Genomic DNA, 26,069 nt, shown 5'->3' with positions numbered 1-26,069 from the left:
CCCAGGACCCCGCCCCGGCGGACCCGGCGGGCCCCCATCGCTTGATGAATTAGTTGCGTCAGATCAAGCATTTTTCGGAAGGGGGTCCGCAGACCCCGCCGACCCGCAGCCCGGAGGGGCTCCGGCCACCGAGCACGGAAGCCGCCACCGCCCCTGCCCTCACCGACCCGGCGGCCGGCGGCGAGGCCCGCGCTCCCCGCCCCCTGCCCCGCTGCTCAATGGCGCCGAAGGCGCGAAACGAAACCCGCACCCAACAACCGATCGGCGCCCTCGGGCGTCCCGCCCGTCAGCGGCCGTGTCAGCGGGCCGCGGCGGCTGATCGAGCGGGCCCGCCACCCCCAGGGCCCGGGCCCTAAGCCACATGGCCCGCTAGGGCCCGCTAGGGGCCGCCGGACGGCGCGCCTACCGCCGCTGGGTCGTATGGGGCGCGGCCGTGAGCTGATTGTCGAAGTCGACCACGCCCTCGATCGCGCGGATGAGGCGGGCCGCCGCCGGGATGAGGACGGCCTCCTTGACCCGTCCGGCCAGGGTGACCACGCCCTCGTTCACGCTCACCCGGACGGTTTCGCCCTGGGCCGGGAAGAGGTGGGTCACCACCTCGCGGCGTACCTCGTCCTCGATGTCGTCGTCCGGCCGCAGGAACACCTTCAGCAGGTCGGCGCGGCTGACGATGCCCTCGAGCCTCCCCTCCTCGTCCACCACCGGGAGCCGCTTGACCCGCTTGTGGGTCATGATCCGCGCGGCCTCGGCGAGCGTGGCGCCCGCGTGCACGGTGATGGCGGGGGACGTCATCAGCTCATCGGCCGTCACCGCGCCCGCCTTGGCGACACCGGGAAGGTCGCGCAGCTGCGTCACCCGCGCGGGATCGCTGTCGCGGAACTCCTCCTTGGGCAGCAGATCCGCCTCGGAGACCACGCCGATGACCCGGCCCTCGCCCTCCAGCACCGGCAGGGCGCTCACCCGCCACTGCTCCAGCGTTCTGACGATCTCCTTGAACGGCGCTTCGCGGCCGACGGCGACGACGGTATGGGTCATCACATCGCTCACGATGTGCGCACTCCGGGGCACGGCATCCTCCTTCGTCACGCTGCCTGTCATCCGTCTTCGTCAGGCTGCCTGTCTTCCGCCTTCGTCACGCTGCCTGTCTTCCGCCCACCTCGCCCCCGGCCGCCAGCCGGACCTCGATCCGGCGGCGCACCCGCCCCGCGAGCCGGGCCAGCCCGGCGGAGGTGGCGGGCCGGGGCGGGGCCGGGCGGCGGATCCGCCGGGCGTGCGGCGGCAGCCCCGCGAAATCGGTGTCGAACCGCCGCCGGGCGCGGTCGAGGGTGTCGGGGGCCGCGGTCCGTGCGCCCTCCCGCATCACGGTCTCCAGCAGCGGCGTGCCGCCGTGGGGCGGAAGTTCGTCGCGCTCGCCGATCACATCGGCGAAGCCGGGGCGCCGCCACACCTGCTTGCTGCCCGGGGCCGTGGCCTTGGCCGAGGACAGTTTCATCACCGGCCGCCCGTCATAGGCGACCAGCTTGTACGCGGTGTCGAGGGAGGCGGCGTCGGCTGACACGCCCATCCGGGTACCCACGGCGTAGACATCGATCGGCGCGCCCGAGTGGATCAGCTCCTCGATGGCGTACTCGTCGAGCCCGCCACTCGCCACGATCCGCACCTCCGGCAGACCGGCCGCGTCGAGGATCTTCCGGGCCCGCACCGCCTCTTCGCCCAGGTCACCGCTGTCCAGCCGGATCGCGCCGAGGGGCCCGGACTCCAGCTCGCGCAGCACCCGCGCCGCGGTGGCCACACCGGTCGCCGTGTCGTAGGTGTCCACCAGGAAGGTGACCGGGCCGGGGTGGGTACGGGCGAACGCGCGGAACGCGGTCCCCTCGTCCGGGAACGCCTCGATGTACGAGTGCGCCATCGTCCCGGTGGCCTCGATCCCGTAGGCCGTGGCCGCCGCCACATTGCTGGTCGCCGTGAACCCGGTCATCGCGCCCAGCCGCGCCGACTGGAGCCCGGACCAGGGGCCGTGGGTGCGGCGCAGCGAGAAGTCCACCACCGGGCGCCCCTCCGCGGCCACCACGCACCGGGCCGCCTTGGAGGCGATGGTGGTCTGGTGGCTCAGCTGCCCCAGCAGATACGTCTCGACCAGCTGGGCCTGTGGCAGCGGCGCGGTCAGCTCAAGCAGCGGCTCCCCGGCGAGGACGATCCGCCCCTCGGGCACCGCCCGCACCTCGCCGTCGAAGCCGAGTCCCAGCAGCGGTTCGAGGTCCTCGTACGGACGGCCCATCGCCGCGGCGAACGCCGCCACGTCCTCGGGCTCCACACGGAGGCCGGACAGGAAGTCCAGCGCCGGTTCCAGGCCCGCGGCGACCAGGAAGCCCCGCTCGGGCGGCAGATCGCGGACGTAGAGGTCGAAGGTGGCGGGGGCCGTCATGCCCTCGCGCACATACGACAGGGCCATCGTCACCTCGTAGAGGTCGGTGGTCATCGCCTCCGACACGTCACTCTCGCCTCCCTCCGGACAACGCTCGCTTCCCTCCGGGCATCACCCGCTTCCCTCCGGACATCGCTCGCTTCCCTCCGGACATCAGCCGCTTCCCTCCGGACATCGCTCGCTTCCCTCCGGACATCAGCCGCGTGGGACGACCGCCACCGGGCACGGCGCGTGGTGCACCGCCGCGTGGATCACCGAGCCGAGGTGGGGAACGGGGCCCGGCTCCGTCTCGTCGCGGCCCAGCACGAGCAGCCCCGAGCCCGACGCGGTGTGCACCACGCCGAGCGCCGGGCGCTCCGCGGTGAGGGCCTCCGCCACCGGCACCCCGGGGTATCGCTCCCGCCAGGGGCGCAGCGCCGCCTCCAGCGCGCCCTCCGCCCCCGGCTCCTCCTCATCCCCCGCTGCCTCCTCGTGCCCCACTGCCTCCCCGTGCCCCGGCCCGCTCGTGCCCGCGTGCACGGCGCGCAGCACACCGCCGCGCCGGGCGGCGGCGTCGAAGGCGAACCGCAGCGCCTCCTCGTTCGGCTGCCGCAGGGACACCCCGACGGCCACATCGGCGGTCAGCGGCTGGTCGTCGGCGTGCACCATGATCACCGGATGTACCCCGTGCGCGAGGATCTGGCGGCCGGTCGACCCGAGGAGGAAGCCGCCGGGGGTGTCGCGGCCGCTCGAGCCGAGCACCAGCATCTCGGCGTCCCGGGCCGCGTCCAGCAGGGCGGGCACGGTTTCGCGCGGCGCCAGTTCCGCCGAGACCCGCAGCCCCGGGTGGGTGTCGCGCAACTCGCCCACCAGGTCGGTCAGCAGCCGCTGCGACCAGTAGCTCTGGTCGTCCTCGTGGGGGAGGGCCGGGGCCGGGGGCGACGGCGGGTTCCAGGCGTGGATCAGACGCAGCCGCAGATCGCGCAGCAGCGCCTCGCGCGCCGCCCAGTGCGCGGCCGGCGGGCTCTCGGCGAAACCGTCGACCCCGACGGTGATGGGTGCTCCCATGCGCATCGGCCTCCCCACTCATGTCTCCCGGGCCACCAGCGGACGGGCGGCCTCGCCGAGTGCGATCTTGATCGCGCCGGTGTCGGCGGCGCGGGCGAAGACGTCGTACGCCTCCTCCATCTGGTCCAGCTGGAACAGATGGGTGATCAGCGTGGACGTGGGCAGCCGCCCGGCGCACAGCAGGGAGAGCAGGGTGGGGGTCGAGTAGGTGTCGACCAGCCCGGTGGTGATCGTCACGTTCTTGATCCACAGCTCTTCGAGATGCAGCGTCGCGGGCTGGGAGTGCACCCCCACGTTGGCGATCCGGCCGCCCGGCCGCACCATCCGGGTGCAGGTCTCGAAGGACCGCGGGCTCCCCACGGCCTCGATCACCACATCGGCGCCGAGCCCCTCGGTGAGATCGTCGACCAGCCGCTCCGGGTCCTCGGCGGAGTCCGCCACCGCGTCGGCACCGACCCGCTTGGCGGCGTCCAGCCGGGCCGTGTCCGGATCGACGGCGATGATCCGGCCGGGGGAGAAGAACTGCGCCGTGGCGATGGAGGCCAGCCCGACGGGACCGGCACCCACCACGACGACCGTGTCGCCCGGCCCCACCCGGCCGTTGAGCACGCCCACCTCGTACGCGGTGGGGAAGACATCCGCCAGCAGCACGGCGTCATGGCCCTCGACCGACCCCGTCAGCGGATGCGTGGACAGATCGGCGAAGGGCACCCGCACATACTCGGCCTGGGTGCCGTCGACCGTACGGCCCAGGATCCAGCCCCCGCCGTCACGGCACTGCCCGTAGCCGCGCTCCCGGCAGAAGCGGCAGTGGCCGCAGGCCGAGATGCAGGAGATCAGCACCCGGTCGCCGGGACGGATCCCGCGGACGTCGGCACCGGTCTCGACGACCTCGCCGACCCCCTCGTGGCCGAGCACCCGGCCGGGTTCGATGTCCGGCACCTCGCCGCGGAGAATGTGCAGATCGGTGCCGCAGATGGTCGTGGTGTCGATCCGGACGATCGCGTCGGTGGCGGCCACGAGTTCGGGGTCGGGCACCTCCTGCCAGGAGGACCGCTCCGGCCCGTGGAAGACGAGTGCTTTCATGGCCGTTTCCCTTTCCTCCGGTTTCCTCTCCTCCGGTGTCCTCCGACGGTTTCCTCTCCTCCGGTGTCCTCCGATTGCCTTGGGCTGCCTTCGGCTTACGCCGCCTCGTCACGAGCGGGGGTGGGCGCTCATCGCTGGGGCACGACCGCGACCGGGCAGGCGGCGTGGTGCGCCACGGCCTGAGTGACCGGTCCCAGCCGGGGGCCGAACCCCACCCGGCGCGGACCGCGGCCCACGACCATCAGCGCCGTCCCCGCCGCCGCGGCCACCAGCCGCCGGGCCGGGCTGTCCGACGCGACCTCCTCGAAGACCCGCAGTTCGGAGAACTTGTCCCGCCACGGCGCCAGCACCTCGCCCAGCGCGTGCTCGGCCTCCTTGCGCGCGTCGCTCAGCCCCACGTCCACCACCCAGGGGGCGTCGCCCCGGATGGCGGGGACCCGGCTGGCGTGGACGGCCCGCAGCACACCGTCGCGCCGGGCCGCGGCGTCGAAGGCGAACTCCAGGATGTCGTCGCACGGCTCGCGCGGCTCCACCCCGACCACCACATCGCCGTGCCGCTCCTCGTGCCCGTCCGCCCGTACCAGGACCACGGGGGTCATGGAGCGCGCGGCGAGCTCCAGACCGACGGAGCCGAGGAAGAAACCCGCGACCACGCCGATCGAGCGGGACCCCACCACCAGCAACTGGGCCCGCTCCGCCTCGGCCAGCAGCACGGGCGCGGGCAGGCCGGAGACCTGGGTGGTGACGATCGTCGTCTCGGGCTGGTCGGCGTCCAGCTCGGCGTGCGCCGAGCGCAGGGCGCGCTCGGACCAGTACTGCCAGGCGGCCTCCCGGCCCGGGGTCAGATCCGTCTGCTCGGGCCCCGGCCACGCGTTCACCAGCCGCAGGGGCGCTCCGCGCGAACGGGCCTCATGGGCCGCCCAGCCGGCGGCGGCCAGACTCTCGTCGGAACCGTCCAGTCCGACGGTGACGGGGCGCGCCATCGCTGCCTCCTTCCCGGCAGGCCCACTCGGCACCTCGGTTCGGCCCGGCGCGTGCGGGCCGCCGCGCCGCGCGGGCTCGCGGGGAGGGTGCCCGGCCCGAGGCGCGGCGCCGGGGGCGCCCACTTCTCGCGGGCCCTGATTGCGCGGTGCGCGGTAGTGGGACGTCCGCTTCTCCGCGTCTGCCGGTTGCCCCCGGTGCCATCTCCAGCGGACCATGACCGGGCCCCGGCCGACAGGGCCGACCGGTCCCGGGGAGGCCCCGGGGACCAGGTCTTACGGCCCTTTCCGCCGCCCGGCCCCGGCCCTGGCTTGATGAACTAGTTGCGCCAGATCAAGCATTTTCCGGAAAGGGGTACCGGCCCCCGCCGACCCGAGGTCCGGAGAGGCTCCGGCCACCGAACACGGAAGCCGCCACGGCCTTGCCCTCACCGGCCCGGCGGGCGGCGGCGAGTCCCGCGCCCTCCGCCCCCTGCCCCGCTGCTCAATGGCGCCGAAGGCGCGAAACGAGACCCGCACCCATCAGCCATCAGCCAACAGCCATCAGCCAACAGCCGATCGCTCTCTACTCGACCGGCACCAGCACCACCGGGCAGTGCGCATGGTGCAGTGCCGCATGGGTCACGGGGCCGAGCTGCATACCGAGCCGGGGTGTCCGCCGGTGGACGGCCAGCACCAGGACGTCCGCCGCCCGCGACGCCTCCACCAGGGCCTGTGCGGGGCCGCTGTGGGTGGTGTGCTCCCGCACCCGGATGTGCCCGAACTCCTCGCGCAGCCCGGCCACCATCCCGTGCGCCACCGTCTGCTCCCGCTCGGCGCGCAGCGCCACCACCTCGCGCGCGGGCAGGGCGTGATCGCCCGCGAAGACCCGCGGCTTCGGCCAGGCGTAGAGCACCCGCAGCCGGGCCCGGCGCCGGGCCGCCTCCTCGAAGGCGAAGCGGGCCGCCGCCGCGTCCGCGCCGCTCTCCACCCCGACCAGCACCTTGCCGTGGCCCTCGGGCCCGTACGCCCTCGTGGACCCGCCGCGCACCACCAGCAGCGGGCGCCGGGTGTGGGCGGCCAGCCGCAGCCCGACCGAGCCGAGCAGCAGTCCGGTGAAACCGCCCAGCCCCCGGGTGCCGATGACGATCAGCGAGGCGTCCTCGCCGATCCGCAGCAGCTCGGGCACCGCGTCCTGGGCCGTCAGGGTGGGCACGATCCGCAGGTGCGGATCCTGCTCCTGGGCCCGCGACATGGCCAGCCGCAGCACGGTTCTGGCGATCTCCACCGCGGGCCGCCGCGGTTCGCTGTCCGGGTCGAAGGCGAGCGGGTCGGTCCGGGCCCACGGCCAGGCGTGCACGATCTCCAGCGTGGCGTCACGGCGCCGCGCCTCGGCGACCGCCCGGTCCAGCGCGGCCCAGGCGCTGTCGGAGCCGTCCAGGCCCACCACCACCCGGCCGTCCCGCAGCGGCTTGCCGGCCGGGCGGGTCATCGCCGCGCACCTCCCCGGCCCGCGGAGTCGTCGACCCGGTAGCTGAGCCGGTCGACCACGGCGACCACGCCGTCCACCTGCCCGGTCATCCGGACCGCGATGGGGATCTCGCTGTGCCGGTCCAGCTGCCCCTCCAGCCGTACGACCCCGTCGGTCACGGTGACCGCCACGGACTGCGGGCCGAGCCACAGCGAGCGGACCAGCACCTCGTCGATCACCTCGGCGCGGATCTCGTCATCCGGTCGGAGGAAGACCCGCAGCAGGTCCCGGCGGGTGACGATGCCGATCAACCGGTCCTCCTCGTCGACGACGGGCAGCCGCTCGACGCGATGGCGGTCCATCGCGCGGGCCGCGTCCACGATGCTGTCCTGGGGGCGCACGGTGACCGCGGGGCGCGACATCAGCTCTCCGGCCGTCGGGGCGGGCTCGCTGAGATCGGTCCCGGTGATCATGCCGACCACCTTGTCGTCCCCGTCCACCACGGGCAGCCCGTTGAAGCGGTGCCGGGAGAGCAGCGCACCGACCTCGTCGAACGAGGTCCTGGAGCTCACCCGGACGACGTCGTCGGTCATCACATTGCCGATCTTGCGGTGCTTCATCCGTGCCTCCCCGGTCCGCTCCCAGCGTGGGACGGCGCTCCGGCCCTCTTCTTGGGCTGCCCGGGGTCCGCTCGGGACCGTTCGGCCCGCACGGGTGCCCTGGGCCGAACGACCCTCGGCGGGGCCGAAACGCCCCTCGCGCGGGATCCCGGACGGGCGCGAGGGTGAAGGCGTCGGGACGGGGGGCGAAGGCGTGCGGGTGCGGAAGGTGGTGGACACGGTGGAGCTCCCCCTCGTGGTGGGCGTCGACGGCTCGCACCACAGCCTCCAGGCGGTGGACTGGGCGGTGGACGCGGCGGCCCGGCACGCGGTGCCGCTGCGGCTGGTCCACGCCTCGCTGTGGGAGCGGTACGAGGGCATCGCGCCCGCCGCCGCCCCCGGGCGCCCCTGGGAACAGATCAGGGACGAGGAGATCGCCGCGTCCGCCGCGGAGCGCGCCCGCCGCCGCGGCCCCGATGTGAAGGTCGCCGCCGAGGTCCTGCCGGAGGACCCGGTGGACGCGCTGCTGCGCGCCGGGCGGGAGGCGTCGGGCGTGGTCGTCGGCTCCCGCGGCCGCGGCGAACTCGCCGGGCTGCTGCTCGGTTCGGTGAGCCTCGCGGTCGCCGCCCGCGCCGGCTGCCCGGTGACCGTCGTACGCGGCGGCGAGCCCAACCGGGGCGGCGCCTTCGGCCGGATCGTGCTCGGCGTGGGCGAGCCCGGCGGGGCGGGCGGTCCGTCGGCTGCGGTCCGGTTCGCCTTCCACGAGGCCGAGGCGGGCGGCCGCACCCTGGAGGCCGTACGGGCCTGGCGCGCGCCCGTCGGTGAGGTGACGGATGATCTGCTGCTGGAGGGGGACCCGGTACGGGCCCACTGGGCACGGGCGGAGCGGACGCTGGAGGACGCCCTGCGGACCCCCGTACGGGACCACCCCGAGGTCACCGTGCACCGCGCGACGGTCGAGGGCACGGCCCGCAAGGCGCTCCTCCACGCGGCCGCCACCGCCGATCTGCTGGTCCTCGGCGCTCACCGCGGCCACGGTCACACCGCCGGGCTGCAACTCGGCCGTATCGCCCACGCGGCCCTGCACCACGCGCCCTGCCCGGTGGTGATCGTGCCGGAGCGGGACCGCATCGTGCCGGAGCGGGACGGAAACGTGCCGGACCGGGACGGAAACGTGCCGGACCGGGACTGAACGGCAGGCGGCATGACCGGCGCGTACACAACAGGCGGCACGACCCGGCCGTACGCACCAGGCGGTACGACCGGCGGGTACACAACCGCACACCACGAGACGAGCACGTCACAGGAGACCACGAGGGAGAGAGAGGTCCATGCCAGACGCACCGACCACGACGGGCTCGCCGGGCGGCGGGCTCGCCGACGACCGGATCCGCGCCCTGGACGCCCACTGGCGCGCCGCCAACTACCTCGCGGCGGGCCAGATCTATCTGCTGGCCAACCCGCTGCTGACCGAACCGCTGCGCCCGGACCACATCAAGCCCCGGCTGCTGGGCCACTGGGGCACCTCACCCGGGCTCAACCTCGTCCACACCCATCTCAACCGCGTCATCAAGGACCGCGACCTGGACGCCATCTGCGTCTGGGGCCCCGGCCACGGCGGCCCCGCGGTGCTCGCGGGCTCCTGGCTGGACGGCAGCTACTCCGAGGTCTATCCGGACGTCAGCCGGGACGCGGCGGGCATGGCCCGGCTCTTCCGGCAGTTCTCCTTCCCCGGCGGGGTGCCCAGCCATGTGGCCCCGGAGACCCCCGGCTCGATCCACGAGGGCGGTGAGCTCGGCTACTCCCTCGCCCACGCCTACGGGGCCGCGCTGGACAACCCCGGGCTGCTGGTCGCCTGCGTCATCGGCGACGGCGAGGCCGAGACCGGCCCGCTGGCCGGCTCCTGGCACGCCAACAAGTTCCTGGATCCGGTCCACGACGGCGCCGTGCTGCCGATCCTCCATCTCAACGGGTACAAGATCGCCAACCCCACGGTGCTCGCCCGGCTGCCCGAGCCCGAACTCGACGACCTGCTGCGGGGGTACGGCCACGAGCCGATCCACGTCGCCGGAGACGAACCGCTTCAGGTGCACCGGTCCATGGCGCACGCCCTGGACGAGGCGCTGGACCGGATCGCCCTGCTCCAGCGCACCGCCCGCGAGGAGGGCATCGCCGAGCGGCCGCGCTGGCCCGTCATCGTGCTCCGTACGCCCAAGGGCTGGACCGGGCCCGAGGAGGTCGACGGGCTCCCGGTGGAGGGCACCTGGCGCGCCCATCAGGTCCCCCTGCCGGGCGTCCGGGAGAACCCGGAGCATCTGCGGCAGCTGGAGCGCTGGCTGCGTTCGTACCGCCCCGAGGAGCTCTTCGACGCCGACGGGCGGCCCCGGCCGCACCTGCTGGCCGAGGTCCCGGAGGGCGACCGCCGCCTGGGCGCCAATCCGCACGCCAACGGCGGACTGCTGCTGCGCTCGCTGCCCGTGCCGGACCTGGAGCGGTTCGCGGTGCCCGTGGACAAGCCCGGCGCGACCCTGCACGAGCCGACCCGGGTCCTCGGCGGACTGCTGGAGGAGGTCATGGAGGACACCGCCGACCGCCGCGACTTCAGGGTGGTGGGCCCCGACGAGACCGCCTCCAACCGGCTGGAGGCCCTCTACCGCGCCACCGGCAAGGCGTGGCAGGAGTCCGTCGCGCCCACCGACGAGCACCTCAGCCGGGGCGGCCGGGTCATGGAGATCCTCTCCGAGCACCTCTGCCAGGGCTGGCTGGAGGGCTATCTGCTGACCGGGCGGCACGGCCTCTTCTCCTGCTACGAGGCGTTCGTGCACATCGTGGACTCCATGGTCAACCAGCACATCAAATGGCTGAAGGTGTCCCGCTCACTGCCCTGGCGGCGCCCGGTGGCCTCCCTCAACTACCTGCTGACCTCCCATGTGTGGCGCCAGGACCACAACGGCTTCTCGCACCAGGACCCCGGCTTCGTCGACCATGTGCTCAACAAGAGCCCGGAGGTGGTGCGCGTCTATCTGCCCCCGGACGCCAACACCCTGCTCAGCGTGGCCGACCACGTCCTGCGCAGCCGCGACTACGTCAATGTGGTCGTCGCGGGCAAACAGCCCTGCTTCGACTGGCTCGATCTCGACCAGGCGCGCGCCCACTGCGCCCGCGGCGCCGGGACCTGGGACTGGGCCGGTACCGAGAACGGCGCGGGGGAGCCGGACGTGGTGCTGGCCGCCGCGGGCGATGTGCCCACCCAGGAGGTCATCGCGGCCGCCGGGATCCTCCGCCGCCATCTGCCCGATGTGGCCGTGCGGGTGGTCAACGTGGTCGACATGACCCGGCTGCTGCCGAAGGAGGAGCATCCGCACGGGATGACGGACCACGAGTTCGACGCCCTCTTCACCCGCGACCGCCCGGTCATCTTCGCCTACCACGGCTATCCGTGGCTGGTGCACCGGCTGTCCTACCGCCGCGCCGTCCACCCCAACCTCCATGTGCGCGGCTACCTGGAGATGGGCACCACGACCACGCCGTTCGACATGGTGGTCCGCAACGACCTGGACCGCTACCGGCTGGTGATGGACGTCATCGACCGGACCCCCGGGCTCGCGGTGCGCGCCACGGCCGTACGGCAGCGGATGCAGGACGCCCGCACCCGCCACCAGGCGTGGATCCGCGAGCACGGCACCGATATGCCCGAGGTCGCCGAATGGTCCTGGACCGGCTGACCACCGGCCGGTGCCGCTCTCACCCGGTGGGGAAGTAACCCTCCAGATAGGCGTTGCGGAACTTCCCCGCCGGGTCCTGCTCGGCCAGCAGCCGCGCGAAGTCGCCGGCCCGGTCGTACGAGGAGAGGATCCGCTCCGGCGCGGCCGTCGTCAGCTTGCCCCAGTGCGGCCGCGCCCCCAGCGGCAGCAGCGCCTCCTCCATCGCGGCCACCACCTCGATCACCGCGTCGTGGTCCGGGACCCAGGTGAAGTGGAAGGCCACGCTGTCCCGGCCGTACGCGGGGCTCAGCCACAGCTCGTCCGCCGCGACCGTACGGACCTCGGACACCTGCACCACGGGCGCGATCCGGTCGCCGAGGCCGCGCAGCGCGGCGAACGCCGCCGAGGCGGACTCGCGCGGCAGCAGCAGCTCCGACTGGAGCTCATCGCCGTTGCTGGGGGTGAAGTCCGGGCGGAAGTGCGGCAGCCGCTCATGCCACGGCCCCGGCGCGCCCAGCTGCTCGGTGCAGTGCAGCGGCGGCATCGCGGGCACCGGGTGGTGGTGGCGGTTGGCCGGGCGGGCCCCCAGCCACGGCTGTCCGGGCTCGGGGGGATCGGGCAGGTCGGTGCGGCACTTCAGCCACACCACGCCCTCGCCCGAGCGCCAGTCGGTGAAGACGCTGACGCTGTAGGCGGCGCCGAAGATCTCCTCGAAGCTGTCGTCCAGCCGGTCCAGCGGCAGCCCGGTCCACACCCACTGGGCCACGTCGAAGGTGGGCTCGATGTCCAGCGCCATGGCGGTGACCACGCCAAGACCGCCGAGCCCGACCACGGCCCCGTTCAGCCGGTCCCGGTCCTCGTCCCGGCCGAATCGGGTCACCTCCCCGTCGGGGCCGACGATCTCCAGCCCCGCGACCGCCGCCGCCAGACAGCGCTGGTCGCTCCCCGAGCCATGGGTGGCGGTGGCGCAGGCCCCCGCGACCGTGATGTGCGGCAGCGAGGCGAGGTTGGCCAGCGCGAACCCCTCCGCGTGCAGGGCCTGGGCCACATGGGCGTAGCGCATGCCCGCCGCGACGGTCGCGGTGCCCTTCCCGGGGTCTATCTCCACCCGGTGCGGCAGCCGGTCCAGGTTCACCAGATCGCCCTCGGTGTCGGCGATGCGGTTGAAGGAGTGGCCCGTGCCCAGTACCCGTACCCGGTCGGCGGAGCTGACGATCCGCCGCAGCTCGTCGACGCTGTCCGGATGGTGCAGCCGGGCGGCGGAGAAGGTGATGTTCCCGGCCCAGTTCGTCGGGGCTTGGGTGGTCGGCATCCGTGTCGTCCTGTTTCGGCTGGAGGGCGAGGGGCGAGGGGCGAGGGGCGAGAGGTGAGGGGAGGGCGATGGGTGATGTTGTCAGCACCTTCGTACAGGTCCGCACCCTGATCCGTACAGACCCGGATTCGCCGTCCATGACCCGTCCATGACCCGTCCTGACCCGCCCATGACTCGTCCTGACCCGCCCATGACCCGGACGGCCCAGCAGGACGGGCCGCCGCGCCGAAGCGCCCCCACGATGGGCCCATGACCGCCCCGAGGCCACAGCGTCCGAGGTCGGCACTGGTCGGCGAGCTCTGCGCGGAGTTCGCGGGCACCATGGTGCTGATCCTCTTCGGCTGCGGTGTGGTGGCGCAGGTCGTGGCGGGCGGCGCTCTCACCAAGCCCACGGGCGCGCTCGGCGACCACGACTCCATCTCCTGGGCGTGGGGGCTGGGCGTCACCTTCGGCGTGTATGTGGCGGCGCGGCTCAGCGGGGCCCATATCAACCCGGCGGTCACCCTCTCCCTGGCGGCCTTCAAGGGCTTCCCCTGGAGCAAGGTCCTGCCGTACACCGTGGCCCAGACGCTCGGCGCGTTCGTCGGGGCCCTGCTGGTGCGCTGGAACTACACCGAGGCCCTGGGCCACGCCGACCCGGGCCACACCTTCAAGACCCAGTTCGTCTTCTCCACCCTCCCCGGCAACGGAGCCCTTCCGGTGAGCGAGTGGGGCGCGCTGCGCGACCAGATCATCGGCACCGCGATCCTGGTGCTGCTCATCTTCGCCGTCACCGATGTGCTGAACTCGGCCCCGAAGGCCAATCTGGGGCCCTTCGTCATCGGGCTGATCGTGGTCGCGATCGGCATGGCGTGGGGCGCCGACGCGGGGTACGCCATCAACCCGGCCCGTGACTTCGGCCCCCGGCTGGCCAGCTTCATCACCGGCTATCGCAGCGCCTGGCGGGACCAGTACGGGGATCTGTACTTCTGGGTGCCGATCGTGGGCCCGCTGATCGGCGGGCCCGTCGGCGCCGCCCTCTACAAGGCGCTGATCAGCCGCTTCCTCCCGGCGGCGGAACCGGAGGTGGGCCGCACCCCGACCCCCGAGTAGCCGATCCGGGCCGTACCCCACCCACGAGAGGCGGCAGCATGCCGGAATTCATCGGTGCGGTGGACCAGGGAACCACCAGCACCCGCTTCATGATCTTCAACCACGACGGTGACGAGGTGGCGCGGTACCAGCTGGAGCACCGCCAGATCCTGCCGCGCGCGGGGTGGGTCGAGCACGACCCGGTGGAGATCTACGAGCGCACCAACTCGGTGATGCAGAACGCCCTCCGCGCGGGCGGGCTCTCCCCCTCCGACCTGGCCGCGATCGGCATCACCAATCAGCGTGAGACCACGGTGATCTGGGATCCGCGCAACGGCCGCCCGTACTACAACGCCATCGTCTGGCAGGACACCCGCACCGACGCCATCGCGGCCGCGCTGGAACGGAACGGCAAGGGCGAGGTCATCCGCCGCAAGGCGGGGCTGCCGCCCGCCACCTACTTCTCCGGCGGCAAGATCAAGTGGATTCTGGACCATGTCGAGGGCGTCCGCGAGGCCGCGGAAGCCGGCCACGCGCTCTTCGGCAACACCGACGCCTGGGTGCTGTGGAACCTCACCGGCGGACCCGGCGCCGGCATCCACGCCACCGATGTCACCAACGCCAGCCGCACCATGCTGATGGACCTGGAGACGCTGGACTGGGACGACGAGCTGCTGGAGATCTTCGGCATTCCACGGGCGATGCTGCCGACGATCAGCCCCTCCTCCCATCCCGAGGCGTACGGCCAGGCCCGCACCTCCCGCCCGCTGCGCACCGCCACTCCCATCACCGGCGTCCTCGGCGACCAGCAGGCGGCCACGGTCGGCCAGGTCTGCTTCGCCCCCGGCGAGGCCAAGAACACCTATGGCACCGGCAACTTCCTGCTGCTCAACACCGGAACGGAGCTGATCCGCTCGACCAGCGGACTGCTCACCACCGTGGCGTACCAGTTCGGCGACAGCGCTCCGGTCTACGCCCTGGAGGGCTCGATCGCCGTCACCGGCTCGGCCGTCCAGTGGCTGCGCGACCAGATGAAGATGATCGACGACGCCCCGGGCAGCGAACGGCTCGCCCGCACCGTCGAGGACAACGGCGGGGTGTACTTCGTGCCCGCCTTCTCCGGGCTCTTCGCCCCGTACTGGCGCTCCGACGCCCGCGGCGCGATCGTCGGCCTCACCCGCTTCAACACCAACGGTCACATCGCCCGCGCCACCCTGGAGGCCATCTGCTACCAGAGCCGGGACGTGGTCGAGGCCATGGAGCGGGACGCCGACATCCACATGGACGTCCTGCGGGTGGACGGCGGGGTCACCGACAACGATCTGTGCATGCAGATCCAGGCCGATGTGCTGGGCGTACCGGTCAGCCGCCCGGTGATCGCCGAGACCACCGCCCTGGGCGCCGCCTACGCCGCGGGGCTGGCCACGGGGTTCTGGCGGGACACCGACGAGCTGCGCTCCCACTGGAGCGAGTCCAGGCGGTGGGAGCCCCAGTGGGACGAGAGGACCAGGAAGGAGGGGTACACGGGCTGGAAGAAGGCCGTCCAGCGCACCCTGGACTGGGTCACGGTCGAGTAGGCCCGGCGGGGCCCGGGGCGGGACGACCGCGGCGGACGCGGTTGCACCCGGCGTCCCGCGGCGGTTCGCTGGAAGTACCCGGTGGTGGCCGAGACACCCTGGGACCGTGCCGTTGTCCGCCACCACCGCCGCTTGTCAGCGATCGACGCGGAGGTGATCCAGGTGAAAGCCGTCGTCTACGAAAAGCCCTACTCGGTGGCGGTGAGGGACGTCGACGATCCTCGGATCGAGCATCCGAACGATGTGATCGTGCGCGTCACCTCCAGCGCGATCTGCGGCTCCGATCTGCATATGTACGAGGGCCGGACGGCGGCCGAGCCCGGCATCGTCTTCGGGCACGAGAACCTCGGCGTGATCGAGGAGACCGGTTCCGGCGTCGTCTCGCTGTCCAAGGGCGACCGCGTGGTCATGCCGTTCAACGTGGCCTGCGGATTCTGCAAGAACTGCCTCGCGGGCGACACCGGCTTCTGCCTCACCGTCAACCCCGGTTTCGCGGGCGGCGCCTACGGCTATGTGGCGATGGGCCCGTACAAGGGCGGCCAGGCCGATCGGCTGCGGGTGCCCTTCGCCGACTTCAACTGCCTGAAGCTGCCCCAGGGCGATGAGCTCGAGACCGACTTCATCCTGCTCGCCGACATCTTCCCGACCGGCTACCACGGCTGTGAGCTGGCCCAGGTCTCCCCGGGCGAGAGCGTGGCCGTCTACGGCGCGGGCCCGGTGGGGCTGATGGCCGCCTACTCCGCGCTGCTGCGCGGGGCCGCCACGGTGTTCGTGGTGGACCGGGTCCCCGAGCGGCTGGAGAAGGCCAGGGAGATCGGCGCCGTCCCCATCGACTTCAGCAAGGGCGACCCGGTGCCGCAGATCATGGACCGCACCGGCGGCGAGGGCACCGACAAGGGCATCGACGCGGTGGGCTACCAGGCCCAGGCGCACGACGCCAGTCATGAGGAGCCCGCGTCGGTGCTCAACTCGCTGGTCGACACGGTGCGGCCGACCGGACGGCTCGGCGTGCCGGGGCTGTACGTCCCCTCCGACCCCGGCGGCCCCGATGAGCACGCCAAACGCGGCCAGCTGCTGGTCTCCATCGGCCGGATGTTCGAGAAGGGCCAGCGCATGGGCACGGGCCAGTGCAACGTCAAGCGCTACAACCGCCAACTGCGCGACCTGATCATCGCCGGGCGCGCCCGGCCCAGCTTCGTGGTCTCCCATGAACTGCCGCTGGACCAGGCCCCGCAGGCGTACGAGAAGTTCGACAAGCGGGTCGAGGGCTACACCAAAGTGGTGCTGCATCCGGCGCTCGCCGCCTGACGGCCCCTCGGCACCGTGACCGCTGCGATCCCCCGCGACCGCCCATGAGCTAAAAGGTCACTGAATAGGGTGATATGCACCATACTTGGTTATGTGCACCCGAACGGCTGTCTCGTTCGGCTCCGGGAGGAGGAGCGATCATGAAGAACTGCCGGGTGGCACTGGCCTTCGTCAGTGGCTATCTCTTCGGGCGCGGCCACAGGGGGACCTTGGTCCTCGGCCTCGCCGGTCTCGCCGCGGGCAAGCGCCTCACCTCCGGGATCAACCCACCGGGCGCCGAGCAGCTGAAGTCCTCCGAGCTCGGCAGGCTCGGCCAGGACATCGGCAGCCGGCTGGTCTCCGCGGGCCGCGAGGCGGCCATGTCGGCCGCCAGTAACCGTATGGACGCGCTGAGCGACCGGCTGGAGCGGCGCGCCGAGACCCTGCGCACCGGTGGCGCGGGGGGCCGGGAGCCGGAGGCCGGGGAGGCCGGGGAGGACGAGGAGCCGGAGGAGCACGAGGAGCACAAGGAGCTCGGCGAGCGCGGCGAGCGCGAACGCGGGAGCGCCGCACGGTCCCGCGAGGGCGGGTCGCGCGAGCGAGCCGGCGGACAGCGCAAAGCGGAGGACCGTCCGGCGCAGGCCAGGAAGCGGACCGGCTCCGAAGGGCCCGCGCGGCGAAGCCAGAGGTGAGGGCCATGGCTGAGGAAACCAAGGGGCGGACCGGCGGGCGCGCGCTCGCCCGGGAACTGCCCACCGACCGCCTGCTGAAGGAGGCGCAGGGCCTGCTGGCGGCGCTGGGCGAACGGGCCCTGGCGTCGGTCACCCACCTGGGCAACCCCGGGCCGGGCGCGCTGAAGGGCGGTCTGGAGCAGGTCAAGGAGAAGGTCGTCGACACGGCCAAGGAGCAGATGAAGGACCAGGTCAAGGGGAAGGTCAAGGACCAGGTCAAGGAGAAGGTCGTCGACACGGCCAAGAACATCATCCCGGGCCTCGGCGGCGGCGGTGACGGCGATGGGGGCAAGGGCGGCAAGAAGCTCAAGGTCACCAACATCGTGGAGCAGATGGACGTCGGCGCGCCCCTCTCCCTCACCTACAACCTCTGGACGGAGTGGGAGAACTTCCCCTCGTACATGAAGAAGGTCGAGGACGTCCGGAACGAGGACGGGGACGAGGACGGGGGCGGGACGGAATCCGAGTGGAAGGCCCAGGTCTTCTGGTCGCACCGCAAGTGGCGGGCCGAGGTCGTCGAGCAGGTGCCGGACAAGCGCATCATCTGGACGTCGCGGGCCGACAAGGGGCATGTGGACGGCACGATCACCTTCCACGAGCTGGCCCCCGACCTCACCCGCATCCTGTTCGTCCTGGAGTACTACCCGCAGGGCTTCATGGAGCGCACCGGCAACCTCTGGCGCGCCCAGGGCCGCCGGGTGCGCCTGGAGATGAAGCACTTCCGCCGCCACCTCATGCGCGAGGTGCTGCTCGAACCCGACGAGGTCGTGGGCTGGCGCGGCGTGGTGCGCGACGGCGAGATCGTGGAGGACGACGAGCGAGGGCGGGAGCGCGAGGAGGAGCCCGAGGAGGAGCCCGAGGAGGGCGAGGAGCCGGAGGGCGAGTACGAGGACGAGGAGCCCGAGGGGTACGAGGACGAAGAGCCCCGGGAGGCATACGAGGAGGAGTACGAGGACGAGGAGCCCGCACGGCGCCGCGCGCGCCGCTGACGGACCCCGCCCCCGGAACGGGTGAGCGCGGTGACCGTAGCACGGCAGCAGCAGAGCCAGTATCTGGACCGGGCGAGTTCCAGCGCCCTGGTCGACGTGGTCGACCTCATCCTGGACAAGGGCCTGGTCATCGACGTGTATGTGCGGGTGTCCCTGGTGGGCATCGAGATCCTGACCATCGACGCCCGTATCGTCGTCGCCAGCGTGGACACGTACCTGCGGTTCGCGGAGGCGACCAACCGACTCGACCTCGCCCGCAGCGGCACCGAAACCCATGGTCTGCCCGGCCTCATGGACGAGATCCAGGAGAGCGGCGGCAAGAAGAAGACCAAGGGCGCGCTGGAAGGCGTCAAGGAGTCGGTCTCGGATCTGCTGCGGGACGATGACGACGAGGACCGGGAACCCGAGGCCGAGGAGCGCGAGCGGCCCCGGCGCACCAGGGGTTCCCCCAGCCACAGGGAGCGCGAGCGGTGATGGCCGAGGACGGACGTGCCTGCTATGTCTACGGGGTCGTCACGGACGACCGGCCCGATGAGTCGGTCAAGGATCTGCCCGCCGTCGGGGACCCGGAGGCCCCGGTGACCCTGGTCCGCCAGGGCGGCCAGGCCGCGGTGGTCAGCGAGGTGCCCGTCGACAAGCCGCTGGGCACCCCCGAGGATCTGCGCACCCACGCCAGGGTGCTGGACCACCTGGCCGCGCAGGGTTCACCGGTGCTGCCGTTCCGCTTCGGCACCGTGGTGCGCGACACCGCGGCGGTGGCGGACGAGCTGCTGGCCGAGGGGCACGACGACTTCGCCCGCGGCCTCGACCGGCTCCGCGGCCGTACGCAGCTCACCGTGCGGGCCCGCTATGACGAGGACGCGGTGCTGCGCGAGGTGGTGACCGAACAGCCGGAGGCCAGACGGCTCCGCGACGAGCTGCGGGGGCTGCCCGAGGACGCGGGCTACGAGCAGCGGCTCGAACTCGGCCAGCTCGTCATGGACAGCATCGCCGCGAAGCGGAGCGTGGACGCGCTGGAGCTCGACCGGCGGCTGGCGCCGTACGCGCTGGGCTCGGTGTCGGAGGAGCCGGCGTCCCCCGAGGGGCTGATCAACGCCTCGTTCCTGGTGGAGGACGCGAAACGGGAGGCGTTCGAGGAGGCGGCCGAGGAGCTCGCCGCGCACTGGCACGGCCGGGTCCGGATGCGTCTGCTCGGCCCGCTGGCGCCGTACGACTTCGTGGCCGACGCGACGCTCGAAGGGGACGCGACGCTCGAAGGGAAGGAAGGCGACGAGTAGCCATGGGACTGTTCACCGGCCTGGCCACGCTGCCGCTGGCCCCGGTGCGAGGTGTCGTCTGGATCGCCGAGCGGATCCATGACGAGGCCCATCGGCAGCTGTACGACCCCGAGGTGATCAAGCAGCGGCTGGAGGAGGTCGCGGAGGCCCGGGAGAGCGGGGAGCTCACCGAGGAGGAGGCGGCCCGGGAGGAGGACGAGCTGGTCCGCAGGCTGATGTCCCAGGGGCCGCCCGACGGGGGCCTGGAGGTGTGAGCCGTGCCCCGCGAACGGCCCCGCGAGGAACGCCACCGCGAGGAGAGGCCACGCGCCCGGCCCCGTGCGGAGCGGGAGCGGCGCGAGCCCGAGCCGGAGCGGGAGCGGCGCGAGCCCGAGCGGGAGCAGCACGAGCCCGAGCGGGAGCAGCACGAGCGCGAGCCCGAGCGGGAGCGCCGCCCCCGGCGTCCCGCGCTCGTGGCCCGTGACGCCGCGCGCAGCGCGGCCCGCCATGTGCGGGGGCTGACCGGGCGGGCCCCGGAGGGCGTCACCTCGCTGGAGCGCACCGAGGACGGCTGGACCATCGGCATCGAGGTGGTCGAGACCCACCGGATCCCCGACTCCACCGACATCCTCGCCGAGTACCGGGTCGAGCTGGACGACCGCGGCGAACTCGTCTCCTACCGCCGCACCGAGCGCTACTACCGGGGCAGGGCGGAGAACCGGACATGAACCAGAGCTCCGACTGGAACCCACCGGTCCGGCGCACCGGCGCCGCACGCGAACCCGCCCGCCGGGGCGCCGAGCCGTCCAGCCTGGCCGACATCCTGGAGCGGGTGCTCGACAAGGGCATCGTCATCGCGGGCGACATCCAGATCAATCTGCTGGACATCGAACTGCTGACGATCAAGATCCGGCTGCTGGTCGCCTCCGTGGACCGGGCCAAGGAGATGGGCATCGACTGGTGGGAGCACGACCCCTCGCTCTCCTCCGGCGCCCGGGACGTCCTGGAGGAGAACGAGCGGCTGCGGCGCCGCGTCGGCGAGCTGGAGGACGGCCGCGGCGCGCACCGGGAGGACGACCACGAAACCCACGGCGCGGAGCGGGAGGACGAACGGTGAACGGCTCCCTCGCCACCTGGCTGTACGCGGTGACGGCCGCCCCGGAGGACGGCACCCCGCCGCGGGGGCTCACCGGTGTGGCGGACGAGCCGGTGCGCCTGGTGGAGAGCGCGGGGCTGGCCGCCGTCGTGGGCTCCGTACCGCTCGAGGACTTCGGCGAGGACGCGCTGCGCGACCATCTGGAGGACCTGGAGTGGCTGGAGCGCACCGCCCGCGCCCACCACCGGGTGATCAACGGCGCGACCGGCCACGGCCAGGTCATCCCGCTGCGCTTCGCCACGCTCTACCACGACGACGACCGGGTCCGCGCGATGCTCCAGGAGCGCCGGGACGACTTCACGGCCACGCTGCGGCGGGTGGCGGGCCGCACCGAGTGGGGCGTCAAGGCGTACGTGGACCCCAGGTCCTTCCTGCCCGACCCGGACGAGCCCACCGGCGGCGAGGAGAGCCCGGGAACCGCCTATCTGCTGCGCCGCCGCGCCCAGCGGCAGGACCAGGAGACCGCGCATCTGCGCGCGACCGAGCAGGCGGAGGCGATCCACGCCTCGCTCGCCGCGCTGGCGGTGGCCACGGCCGCCCATCCACCGCAGGACACCGCGCTGGCCGCGTACGAGGGGTGGATGGTGCTGAACAACTCCTATCTGGTGCCCGACGCCCTCGACGAGGAGTTCACCGCCCTGGTGACCGACCTGGGGGAGCGGTACCCCGCCATCACCCTGGAGGTCAGCGGCCCCTGGCCGCCGTACTCCTTCACCGCCCCGCCGAAGCGGGCGGAGGAGGCCCAGCAGGAGGAGACGCCGTCGTGACCCGGGCGATCGAGCGGCGGGAGGTGGCCCTGGTCGACCTGCTCGACCGGGTGCTCGCCGGAGGCGTGGTGATCGCGGGGGAGATCACCCTGAGCATCGCCGACATCGATCTGGTGCGGATCTCGCTGCGCGCCCTGATCGCCTCCGTACGGGTGGAGAACGAGGAGGGGCGGGAGGGGGATCGCCATGATCGCCGTGCAGGGGGACCGCCATGACGGACGACCGCGCTCCCCGGCGGCCCGGGCGGCGGATCGAGGTGGACGAGGAGTCGGTCCGCAGGAGCCTGGCCGGACTGGTGCTCACCATCGTCGAGCTGCTGCGGCAGCTCATGGAGCGGCAGGCGCTGCGCCGCGTCGAGCAGGGCGGCATCAGCGATGAGCAGATCGAGGAGCTCGGGCTGACGCTGATGGCCCTGGAGCGGAACATGGCCGAGCTGCGGGAGCACTTCGGGCTGACCGAGGACGACCTCAACCTGGACCTGGGCCCGCTCGGCCCCCTGCTGCCCCGCGACCGCTGACCGGCCCCAGCCCCTCGGAGAGCCTCCCGCCCCGCCCCTGACCAGGCAGTCCGGCGCCGATTCGCGCGACACATGGGCCGGGCCCCGCGGTCGCCGAGTAATGTGCGGGTGTGGGGATCACGCTCAACCTCCAGCGCGCCCAGCCGGCCGACGTGCACGTCGGCCGGTCACCGCTGGCCGAGCTCATGTCGGCGCTGCACATCATGGCCGAGCCCGACCACCACCCCGAGGCCCAGCGCTGGACGCGGCGGCTCGGGACGGCGCTCGCCCCCTCCCTCGCCCATGAGATGAGCGCCCTGTCCCCGCTGTGGGCCCGGCTCCGCTGCCGGCTGCTGTTCCCGCTGGAGCTCCCGCTGGACCAGCCCTTCGAGGACGAGCTGCGCCATCTGGAGAGGCTGCCGCTCGAGGAGTTCGTGGGCCTGTGCTCCCAGGGGGTGCTCGGCTTCCGTGAGGCCGTGCCCCCGGCCAGTAGCCTGCTCACCGACCCCGAGGCCGCCGAGCGCTATGTGGCGCAGTGCGAGCGGCGCTCCTTCCGGCGGGGCGAGCTGGCCCACGACCTGGTGGCCTCGCCCGAGGGGCTGCGCGACCGGCTCCTGTGCTTCCTGGACTCCTGCGCCGAGGCGTTCTTCGCCTCCGAGTGGCGCTCGGTACGCGACCGGCTGGAGTCGGCCGCCGCCCGGGTCCGTGCCGACATCCGGCGGCGCGGTCTGGCCGAGGTGCTGGCCGGGCTCAGCCCCACCGCGGTGGTCTCCAGGGGCGGCTCGCGGGTGCGCTACGACAAGCTGGCCGTCGCCGAGATCGAGATCGGCCCCCGCCCGCTCTTCCTGCTCCCCTCCGTCCATGTCTGGCCGCATCTGACCGTCAAGGACGAGGAGTGCCACCCCGTGGTGCTCCAGTTCGCCGCCCGGGAGGGCGGCACGGCCGATCAGCTGACCCAGGCCGAGCTGCGGGCCCGGATGTCCGCACTGGCGTCCCTGGGCCGGATGGAGCTGTGCCGCCATCTGCTGGGCGAGCCCATCACCACCACCGAGCTGGCCCAGCGGCTGGGGCTCGCCGATACGCAGGTCTCCCGCACCCTGCGCCAGCTCAGGGACGCCGGGCTGATCGAGTCCGAGCGCGAGGGCAAGTACGTCTACCACCGGCTGGCCACAGGCACCCTGCTCCGGCTGGGGCAGGACGTGCTGGCGACCATCATGCGGTGACGGCGGTTACGCCGACGATCCGTCAGCCCGGCGTCAGCCCGGCTGGGTCCACAGCAGCACCGCCGAGGGGTGGTCCGCGTCCATGTGGACGCGGTTGGTCGCCACCACCTTGCGACGGCTCACCGCCTCCGGCACCCCCGTGTTGGAGTTGACGTCGAACCGGGGGAAGTCGCTCGAGGAGATGTCCACCCGCAGCCGGTGTCCGGCCTCGAAGCGGTTGGCCGTGTCCGGCGCCGGGATCTCGATCTCGTAGACCTCGCCCGGCTCCAGCGGCTCCGGGCGCTCGAAGGACTTGTGGAAGCGGCAGCGGAAGATGCCCTCGGTGAGGTTCATCGCGAAGCCGTGCGGATAGTCCTCGTTCGGCGGGTGCACATCGACCAGCTTCACCGTGAAGTCGGTGTCCGGCGCGGACGAGGAGATGAACAGCCGCGCGGTGACCGGTCCGGCCACCACCAGCGGCTCCTCAAGCGGCGGGGTGGCGAGCGAGATCACATCGGGCCGGGAGTTCAGCGGCAGATACGGCGGCCGGGCGCCGTAGAACCGCTCGTCCGGCACCTGGTCGAAGGCGCCGCCGACCATCACCGGCTCGCCCGAGGTGACCTGGCCGCCGAGCGTGGGCACCGGGTCGTTCGGGTCGAAGTCGTACTCCACCCAGGACCGTGTCGCCGTCGGCTGCTCCCGGCTCAGCTCGCCCGAGGCGTGGCAGTAGTACGCGGTCTCCCGGGCCCCGGCCGGGGGCCACTGGGTGTCGGTGTGCCACCGGCCGCCGTGCCGCATCCGCCCGGCCTCGTCCCGCCGGCCGTCCCCGCCGCCCATCAGGAAGTACTGGACCCGCGGGATCGACTCCGGGTCGCCGCCCCCCAGCACCGCGTCGAACCACCGCTGCCGGAAGGACAGATACGAGGTGTCCACATTGCCGCTGAGGGTGGCGGCGGGCCCGAAGTCCACGTCGCCGGCGAAGGTGGCACAGCGCAGCCCGTGTTTCCACGGTCCCATCACCAGATACGCCGGGGACCGCTTGAGCCGGCCCATGGCGGTGAAGTTCTCGATGGTGGAGCGGACATACGGGTCGTACCAGCTCGACATGTGCAGCGTCGGCACATCCGGGAAGCGGTCGTAGTGGCCGCGCCCGTAGATGGCCGGCTGGCGCCAGTACGCCCCGAAGGCGTCATGCCGCCACTGGTCCAGCAGATAGCGCTCGTAACTGCCCACCTGGCGCAGCGGTGAGACACCGGTCCGCCACGGCAGCACGGTGAACCAGTCGCGCAGATCCGTGCCCGCGAACGCCTTGCGCACCAGCGGGTCCCGCTCCGCCTCCGGGCTCTCCTCACCGTGCCGGAAGGCCCAGGTGATCTGCTTGAGCTCGAAGGCGCCGCCCATCCGCATCCCGGCCTCGTAGGCGCTGGCGAAGCCGCCGGAGTCCATGAACATCGCGGACAGCCCGGCGGGGGACTCGGCCGCGGCGGCCGTCTGGGCGTGGGCCGAGTAGGACACGCCCATCATGGCCACCCGGCCGTCGCACCAGGGCTGGGCGGCGATCCAGTCGATGGTGTCCGCCCCGTCCGGCCCCTCGCCGAGGTACTTCACGAAGGTGCCCTCGGAGTCCCCGCGGCCCCGGCAGTCCTGCCGCACCACGTGATACCCGGCGCGGACGAAGAACGCCGAGGTCTCCTCGGGCGTGGGCACCGGCTCGTCGTGGCGGCTGCGGTCGGAGTCGCGCATCTGTCGGCGGCCGTACGGGGTCCGCTCCAGGATGACCGGGCGGGGCCCCGGCCGCTCCTGGTCGGTGAAGAGATCGGCGGCCAGGACGATCCCGTCCCGCATCGGGACGCGCAGGGTGCGTCGCCACACCCGCTCGTCCAGCGGGCGGGCGGACTCCTCCCGGGCCGCCCGCCCTCTGTCGCCGGTCGTTTCGGTCTGACTGGTTCGTGCCATGGAAGATCTCACTGGGTCTGGGATTGCTTGGAGCCGTTGAGGGCGATCTGGTCCCGGGTGACGGTGGACAGCGGCAGCCCCCACTGACCGAAGAGCTTGGCGTAGGTGCCCGATTCGTACAGCTTCCGCAGCCCCTTGACGATCACGGGCGCGAGCCCGGCGTCCTTCTTGGCCTGGATGCCGTAGACGGCCGTCGCGGCGGGCAGGTCCAGCATGTCCTTCAGTTCGACCGTCTCGAAGCGGTCGTGCGAGTTCTGGCTCACCGAGGTGTTGGAGGCGCTGGGCGCGGCCACCGCCTCCACGCGCTTGCTCTGGAGCGCCAGCGAGGCGGCGGGCAGATCGGTGTAGAGCTTCACGTCCACCGACGGCTTGCCCTTCGCGGCACACCGCTTGTTCTGCGCCGCGAGCACGTTCTGCGTTCCGGCGCCCTTCTCGACGCCGACCTTGTGGCCGCAGACCTCGAGGCCGTTCTTGGGGCGGAAGGAGCCGTCCGTGAGCACCATCATCGTCACACTGCTCTGCGCGAAGTCGGCGAAGTCCACCTCTTTCTGACGCTCGGTGAAGTCACCGGAGGGCGCGCTGAGGTCGATCCGGCCGGACTTCAGCCCCGGGATGACCGCGTCGAAGTTGGTCCGCTCCACCTTGATCTTTATGTCGAGCAACGAGGAGAGCTGCGCGGCCAGGTCGGGGACCAGCCCGGTGACCTTCCCGTCGGACTCGAAGGTGACATACGGCGCGTACTCGCTGACGCCCATGATCAGCGTCTTCTTGGCGTAGGCCTGGGGCACCTCGGCGGCCAGCGCGCTGTCCCTGGGCTCGGGGGCGAGCGTGACCGCCGGACGGCTCTTGCTGTCCTTGCCGTCCTCGGGGGTGTCATCCACCGAACAGGCCGACAGGCCCAGGGTCAGACAGGTCAGCAGGGCGCATGCGGCGACATGGGGACGGTTGCGCATGGGTGCTCCATTTCGGGAGGTGGGG

26 protein-coding genes are annotated in these 26,069 nt (G+C 72.6%); 16 read left to right on the top strand and 10 right to left on the bottom strand.

Translation table 11 applies throughout. From position 1 onward, the window contains the following. Window positions 1-402: 402 nt before the first annotated feature. The 7 genes from KHP12_RS09880 to KHP12_RS09850 form a co-directional block, all read right to left on the bottom strand. Window positions 403-1,068, bottom strand: a complete 666-nt coding sequence (locus KHP12_RS09880) for a CBS domain-containing protein (RefSeq protein WP_086886453.1) — start codon at window positions 1,066-1,068, stop codon at window positions 403-405. 64 nt (window positions 1,069-1,132) lie between these two features. Continuing rightward, complete coding sequence (locus KHP12_RS09875) at window positions 1,133-2,491, bottom strand: nicotinate phosphoribosyltransferase (protein ID WP_210610304.1); 1,359 nt, start codon at window positions 2,489-2,491, stop codon at window positions 1,133-1,135. 129 nt (window positions 2,492-2,620) lie between these two features. After that, window positions 2,621-3,472, bottom strand: coding sequence for a universal stress protein (locus KHP12_RS09870; protein ID WP_210610306.1), 852 nt, complete (start codon window positions 3,470-3,472; stop codon window positions 2,621-2,623). Between the two features lie 18 nt (window positions 3,473-3,490). Further along, a complete protein-coding gene (locus KHP12_RS09865; protein WP_037952545.1) occupies window positions 3,491-4,558 on the bottom strand; it encodes an alcohol dehydrogenase catalytic domain-containing protein in 1,068 nt (355 codons plus the stop codon). A 128-nt stretch (window positions 4,559-4,686) separates the two neighbouring features. Next, window positions 4,687-5,541, bottom strand: coding sequence for a universal stress protein (locus KHP12_RS09860; RefSeq protein ID WP_086882270.1), 855 nt, complete (start codon window positions 5,539-5,541; stop codon window positions 4,687-4,689). Between the two features lie 562 nt (window positions 5,542-6,103). Beyond that, the gene (locus tag KHP12_RS09855; protein WP_037952539.1) at window positions 6,104-7,009 is read right to left on the bottom strand and encodes a universal stress protein; all 906 of its coding nucleotides are present in this window, start codon (window positions 7,007-7,009) and stop codon (window positions 6,104-6,106) included. After that, entirely contained in the window at window positions 7,006-7,608 is a 603-nt protein-coding gene (locus KHP12_RS09850) for a CBS domain-containing protein (protein ID WP_037952537.1), read from the bottom strand. Before KHP12_RS09850 ends, KHP12_RS09855 begins: the two co-directional genes overlap by 4 nt. Window positions 7,609-7,828: 220 nt before the next feature. On the opposite strand from KHP12_RS09850, the gene KHP12_RS09845 reads away from it, so the two are divergent. Both KHP12_RS09845 and KHP12_RS09840 read left to right on the top strand, forming a co-directional pair. Beyond that, complete coding sequence (locus tag KHP12_RS09845; RefSeq protein ID WP_086882272.1) at window positions 7,829-8,779, top strand: universal stress protein; 951 nt, start codon at window positions 7,829-7,831, stop codon at window positions 8,777-8,779. A gap of 139 nt (window positions 8,780-8,918) precedes the next feature. Next, the gene (locus KHP12_RS09840) at window positions 8,919-11,312 is read left to right on the top strand and encodes a phosphoketolase family protein (protein ID WP_086882269.1); all 2,394 of its coding nucleotides are present in this window, start codon (window positions 8,919-8,921) and stop codon (window positions 11,310-11,312) included. A gap of 19 nt (window positions 11,313-11,331) precedes the next feature. Here KHP12_RS09840 and KHP12_RS09835 read toward each other — a convergent pair whose 3' ends face one another. After that, window positions 11,332-12,603, bottom strand: coding sequence for an FAD-binding protein (locus KHP12_RS09835; RefSeq protein WP_086882268.1), 1,272 nt, complete (start codon window positions 12,601-12,603; stop codon window positions 11,332-11,334). A 249-nt stretch (window positions 12,604-12,852) separates the two neighbouring features. Here KHP12_RS09835 and KHP12_RS09830 point away from each other — a divergent pair, with 249 nt between their 5' ends. The 14 genes from KHP12_RS09830 (at window position 12,853) to KHP12_RS09765 (ending at window position 23,156) form a co-directional block, all read left to right on the top strand. Further along, on the top strand, window positions 12,853-13,695 hold the full coding sequence (locus tag KHP12_RS09830) for an MIP/aquaporin family protein (RefSeq protein WP_086882267.1): 843 nt from the start codon (window positions 12,853-12,855) through the stop codon (window positions 13,693-13,695). A 38-nt stretch (window positions 13,696-13,733) separates the two neighbouring features. After that, a complete protein-coding gene (gene glpK / locus KHP12_RS09825; RefSeq protein WP_086882266.1) occupies window positions 13,734-15,251 on the top strand; it encodes a glycerol kinase GlpK in 1,518 nt (505 codons plus the stop codon). Window positions 15,252-15,413: 162 nt separating this feature from the next. Continuing rightward, window positions 15,414-16,559, top strand: coding sequence for a glutathione-independent formaldehyde dehydrogenase (locus KHP12_RS09820; protein ID WP_086882271.1), 1,146 nt, complete (start codon window positions 15,414-15,416; stop codon window positions 16,557-16,559). Window positions 16,560-16,699: 140 nt separating this feature from the next. Then, window positions 16,700-17,230, top strand: coding sequence for a hypothetical protein (locus tag KHP12_RS09815; RefSeq protein ID WP_086882265.1), 531 nt, complete (start codon window positions 16,700-16,702; stop codon window positions 17,228-17,230). A 5-nt stretch (window positions 17,231-17,235) separates the two neighbouring features. Continuing rightward, the gene (locus KHP12_RS09810; RefSeq protein WP_086882264.1) at window positions 17,236-18,258 is read left to right on the top strand and encodes an SRPBCC family protein; all 1,023 of its coding nucleotides are present in this window, start codon (window positions 17,236-17,238) and stop codon (window positions 18,256-18,258) included. 30 nt (window positions 18,259-18,288) lie between these two features. Further along, complete coding sequence (gene gvpJ, locus KHP12_RS09805) at window positions 18,289-18,732, top strand: gas vesicle protein GvpJ (RefSeq protein ID WP_078559206.1); 444 nt, start codon at window positions 18,289-18,291, stop codon at window positions 18,730-18,732. Next, window positions 18,732-19,535 (top strand): GvpL/GvpF family gas vesicle protein, encoded by an 804-nt coding sequence (locus KHP12_RS09800; protein ID WP_086882263.1) that lies wholly within the window; start codon window positions 18,732-18,734, stop codon window positions 19,533-19,535. Before gvpJ ends, KHP12_RS09800 begins: the two co-directional genes overlap by 1 nt. A 2-nt stretch (window positions 19,536-19,537) precedes the next feature. After that, the gene (locus KHP12_RS09795) at window positions 19,538-19,789 is read left to right on the top strand and encodes a gas vesicle protein GvpG (protein ID WP_037952520.1); all 252 of its coding nucleotides are present in this window, start codon (window positions 19,538-19,540) and stop codon (window positions 19,787-19,789) included. Between the two features lie 3 nt (window positions 19,790-19,792). After that, a complete protein-coding gene (locus KHP12_RS52855) occupies window positions 19,793-20,242 on the top strand; it encodes a gas vesicle protein GvpO (protein WP_086882262.1) in 450 nt (149 codons plus the stop codon). Next, entirely contained in the window at window positions 20,239-20,631 is a 393-nt protein-coding gene (locus tag KHP12_RS09785; protein WP_037952516.1) for a gas vesicle protein, read from the top strand. The genes KHP12_RS52855 and KHP12_RS09785 overlap by 4 nt, the downstream gene beginning before the upstream one ends. Next, the gene (locus KHP12_RS09780; RefSeq protein WP_086882261.1) at window positions 20,628-21,437 is read left to right on the top strand and encodes a GvpL/GvpF family gas vesicle protein; all 810 of its coding nucleotides are present in this window, start codon (window positions 20,628-20,630) and stop codon (window positions 21,435-21,437) included. The genes KHP12_RS09785 and KHP12_RS09780 overlap by 4 nt, the downstream gene beginning before the upstream one ends. Next, window positions 21,434-21,652 carry a gas vesicle protein gene (locus KHP12_RS09775; RefSeq protein WP_037952512.1) on the top strand — a complete coding sequence of 73 codons (219 nt, stop codon included), beginning with the start codon at window positions 21,434-21,436 and terminating at the stop codon, window positions 21,650-21,652. Before KHP12_RS09780 ends, KHP12_RS09775 begins: the two co-directional genes overlap by 4 nt. Beyond that, complete coding sequence (locus KHP12_RS09770) at window positions 21,649-21,954, top strand: gas vesicle protein K (protein ID WP_020866465.1); 306 nt, start codon at window positions 21,649-21,651, stop codon at window positions 21,952-21,954. The genes KHP12_RS09775 and KHP12_RS09770 overlap by 4 nt, the downstream gene beginning before the upstream one ends. A 110-nt stretch (window positions 21,955-22,064) precedes the next feature. Beyond that, entirely contained in the window at window positions 22,065-23,156 is a 1,092-nt protein-coding gene (locus KHP12_RS09765) for a helix-turn-helix domain-containing protein (RefSeq protein WP_210610307.1), read from the top strand. Between the two features lie 33 nt (window positions 23,157-23,189). Here KHP12_RS09765 and KHP12_RS09760 read toward each other — a convergent pair whose 3' ends face one another. After that, window positions 23,190-25,091, bottom strand: a complete 1,902-nt coding sequence (locus KHP12_RS09760; protein WP_246643094.1) for a CocE/NonD family hydrolase — start codon at window positions 25,089-25,091, stop codon at window positions 23,190-23,192. Window positions 25,092-25,099: 8 nt separating this feature from the next. Then, window positions 25,100-26,044 carry a transporter substrate-binding domain-containing protein gene (locus tag KHP12_RS09755; RefSeq protein ID WP_086881801.1) on the bottom strand — a complete coding sequence of 315 codons (945 nt, stop codon included), beginning with the start codon at window positions 26,042-26,044 and terminating at the stop codon, window positions 25,100-25,102. Window positions 26,045-26,069: the final 25 nt, after the last annotated feature.

Origin of the sequence: Streptomyces asiaticus (assembly GCF_018138715.1) — a bacterium.
GTDB classification, from domain to species: Bacteria; Actinomycetota; Actinomycetes; order Streptomycetales; family Streptomycetaceae; genus Streptomyces; species Streptomyces asiaticus.
This window is presented reverse-complemented; position numbering and strand designations above follow the sequence as displayed.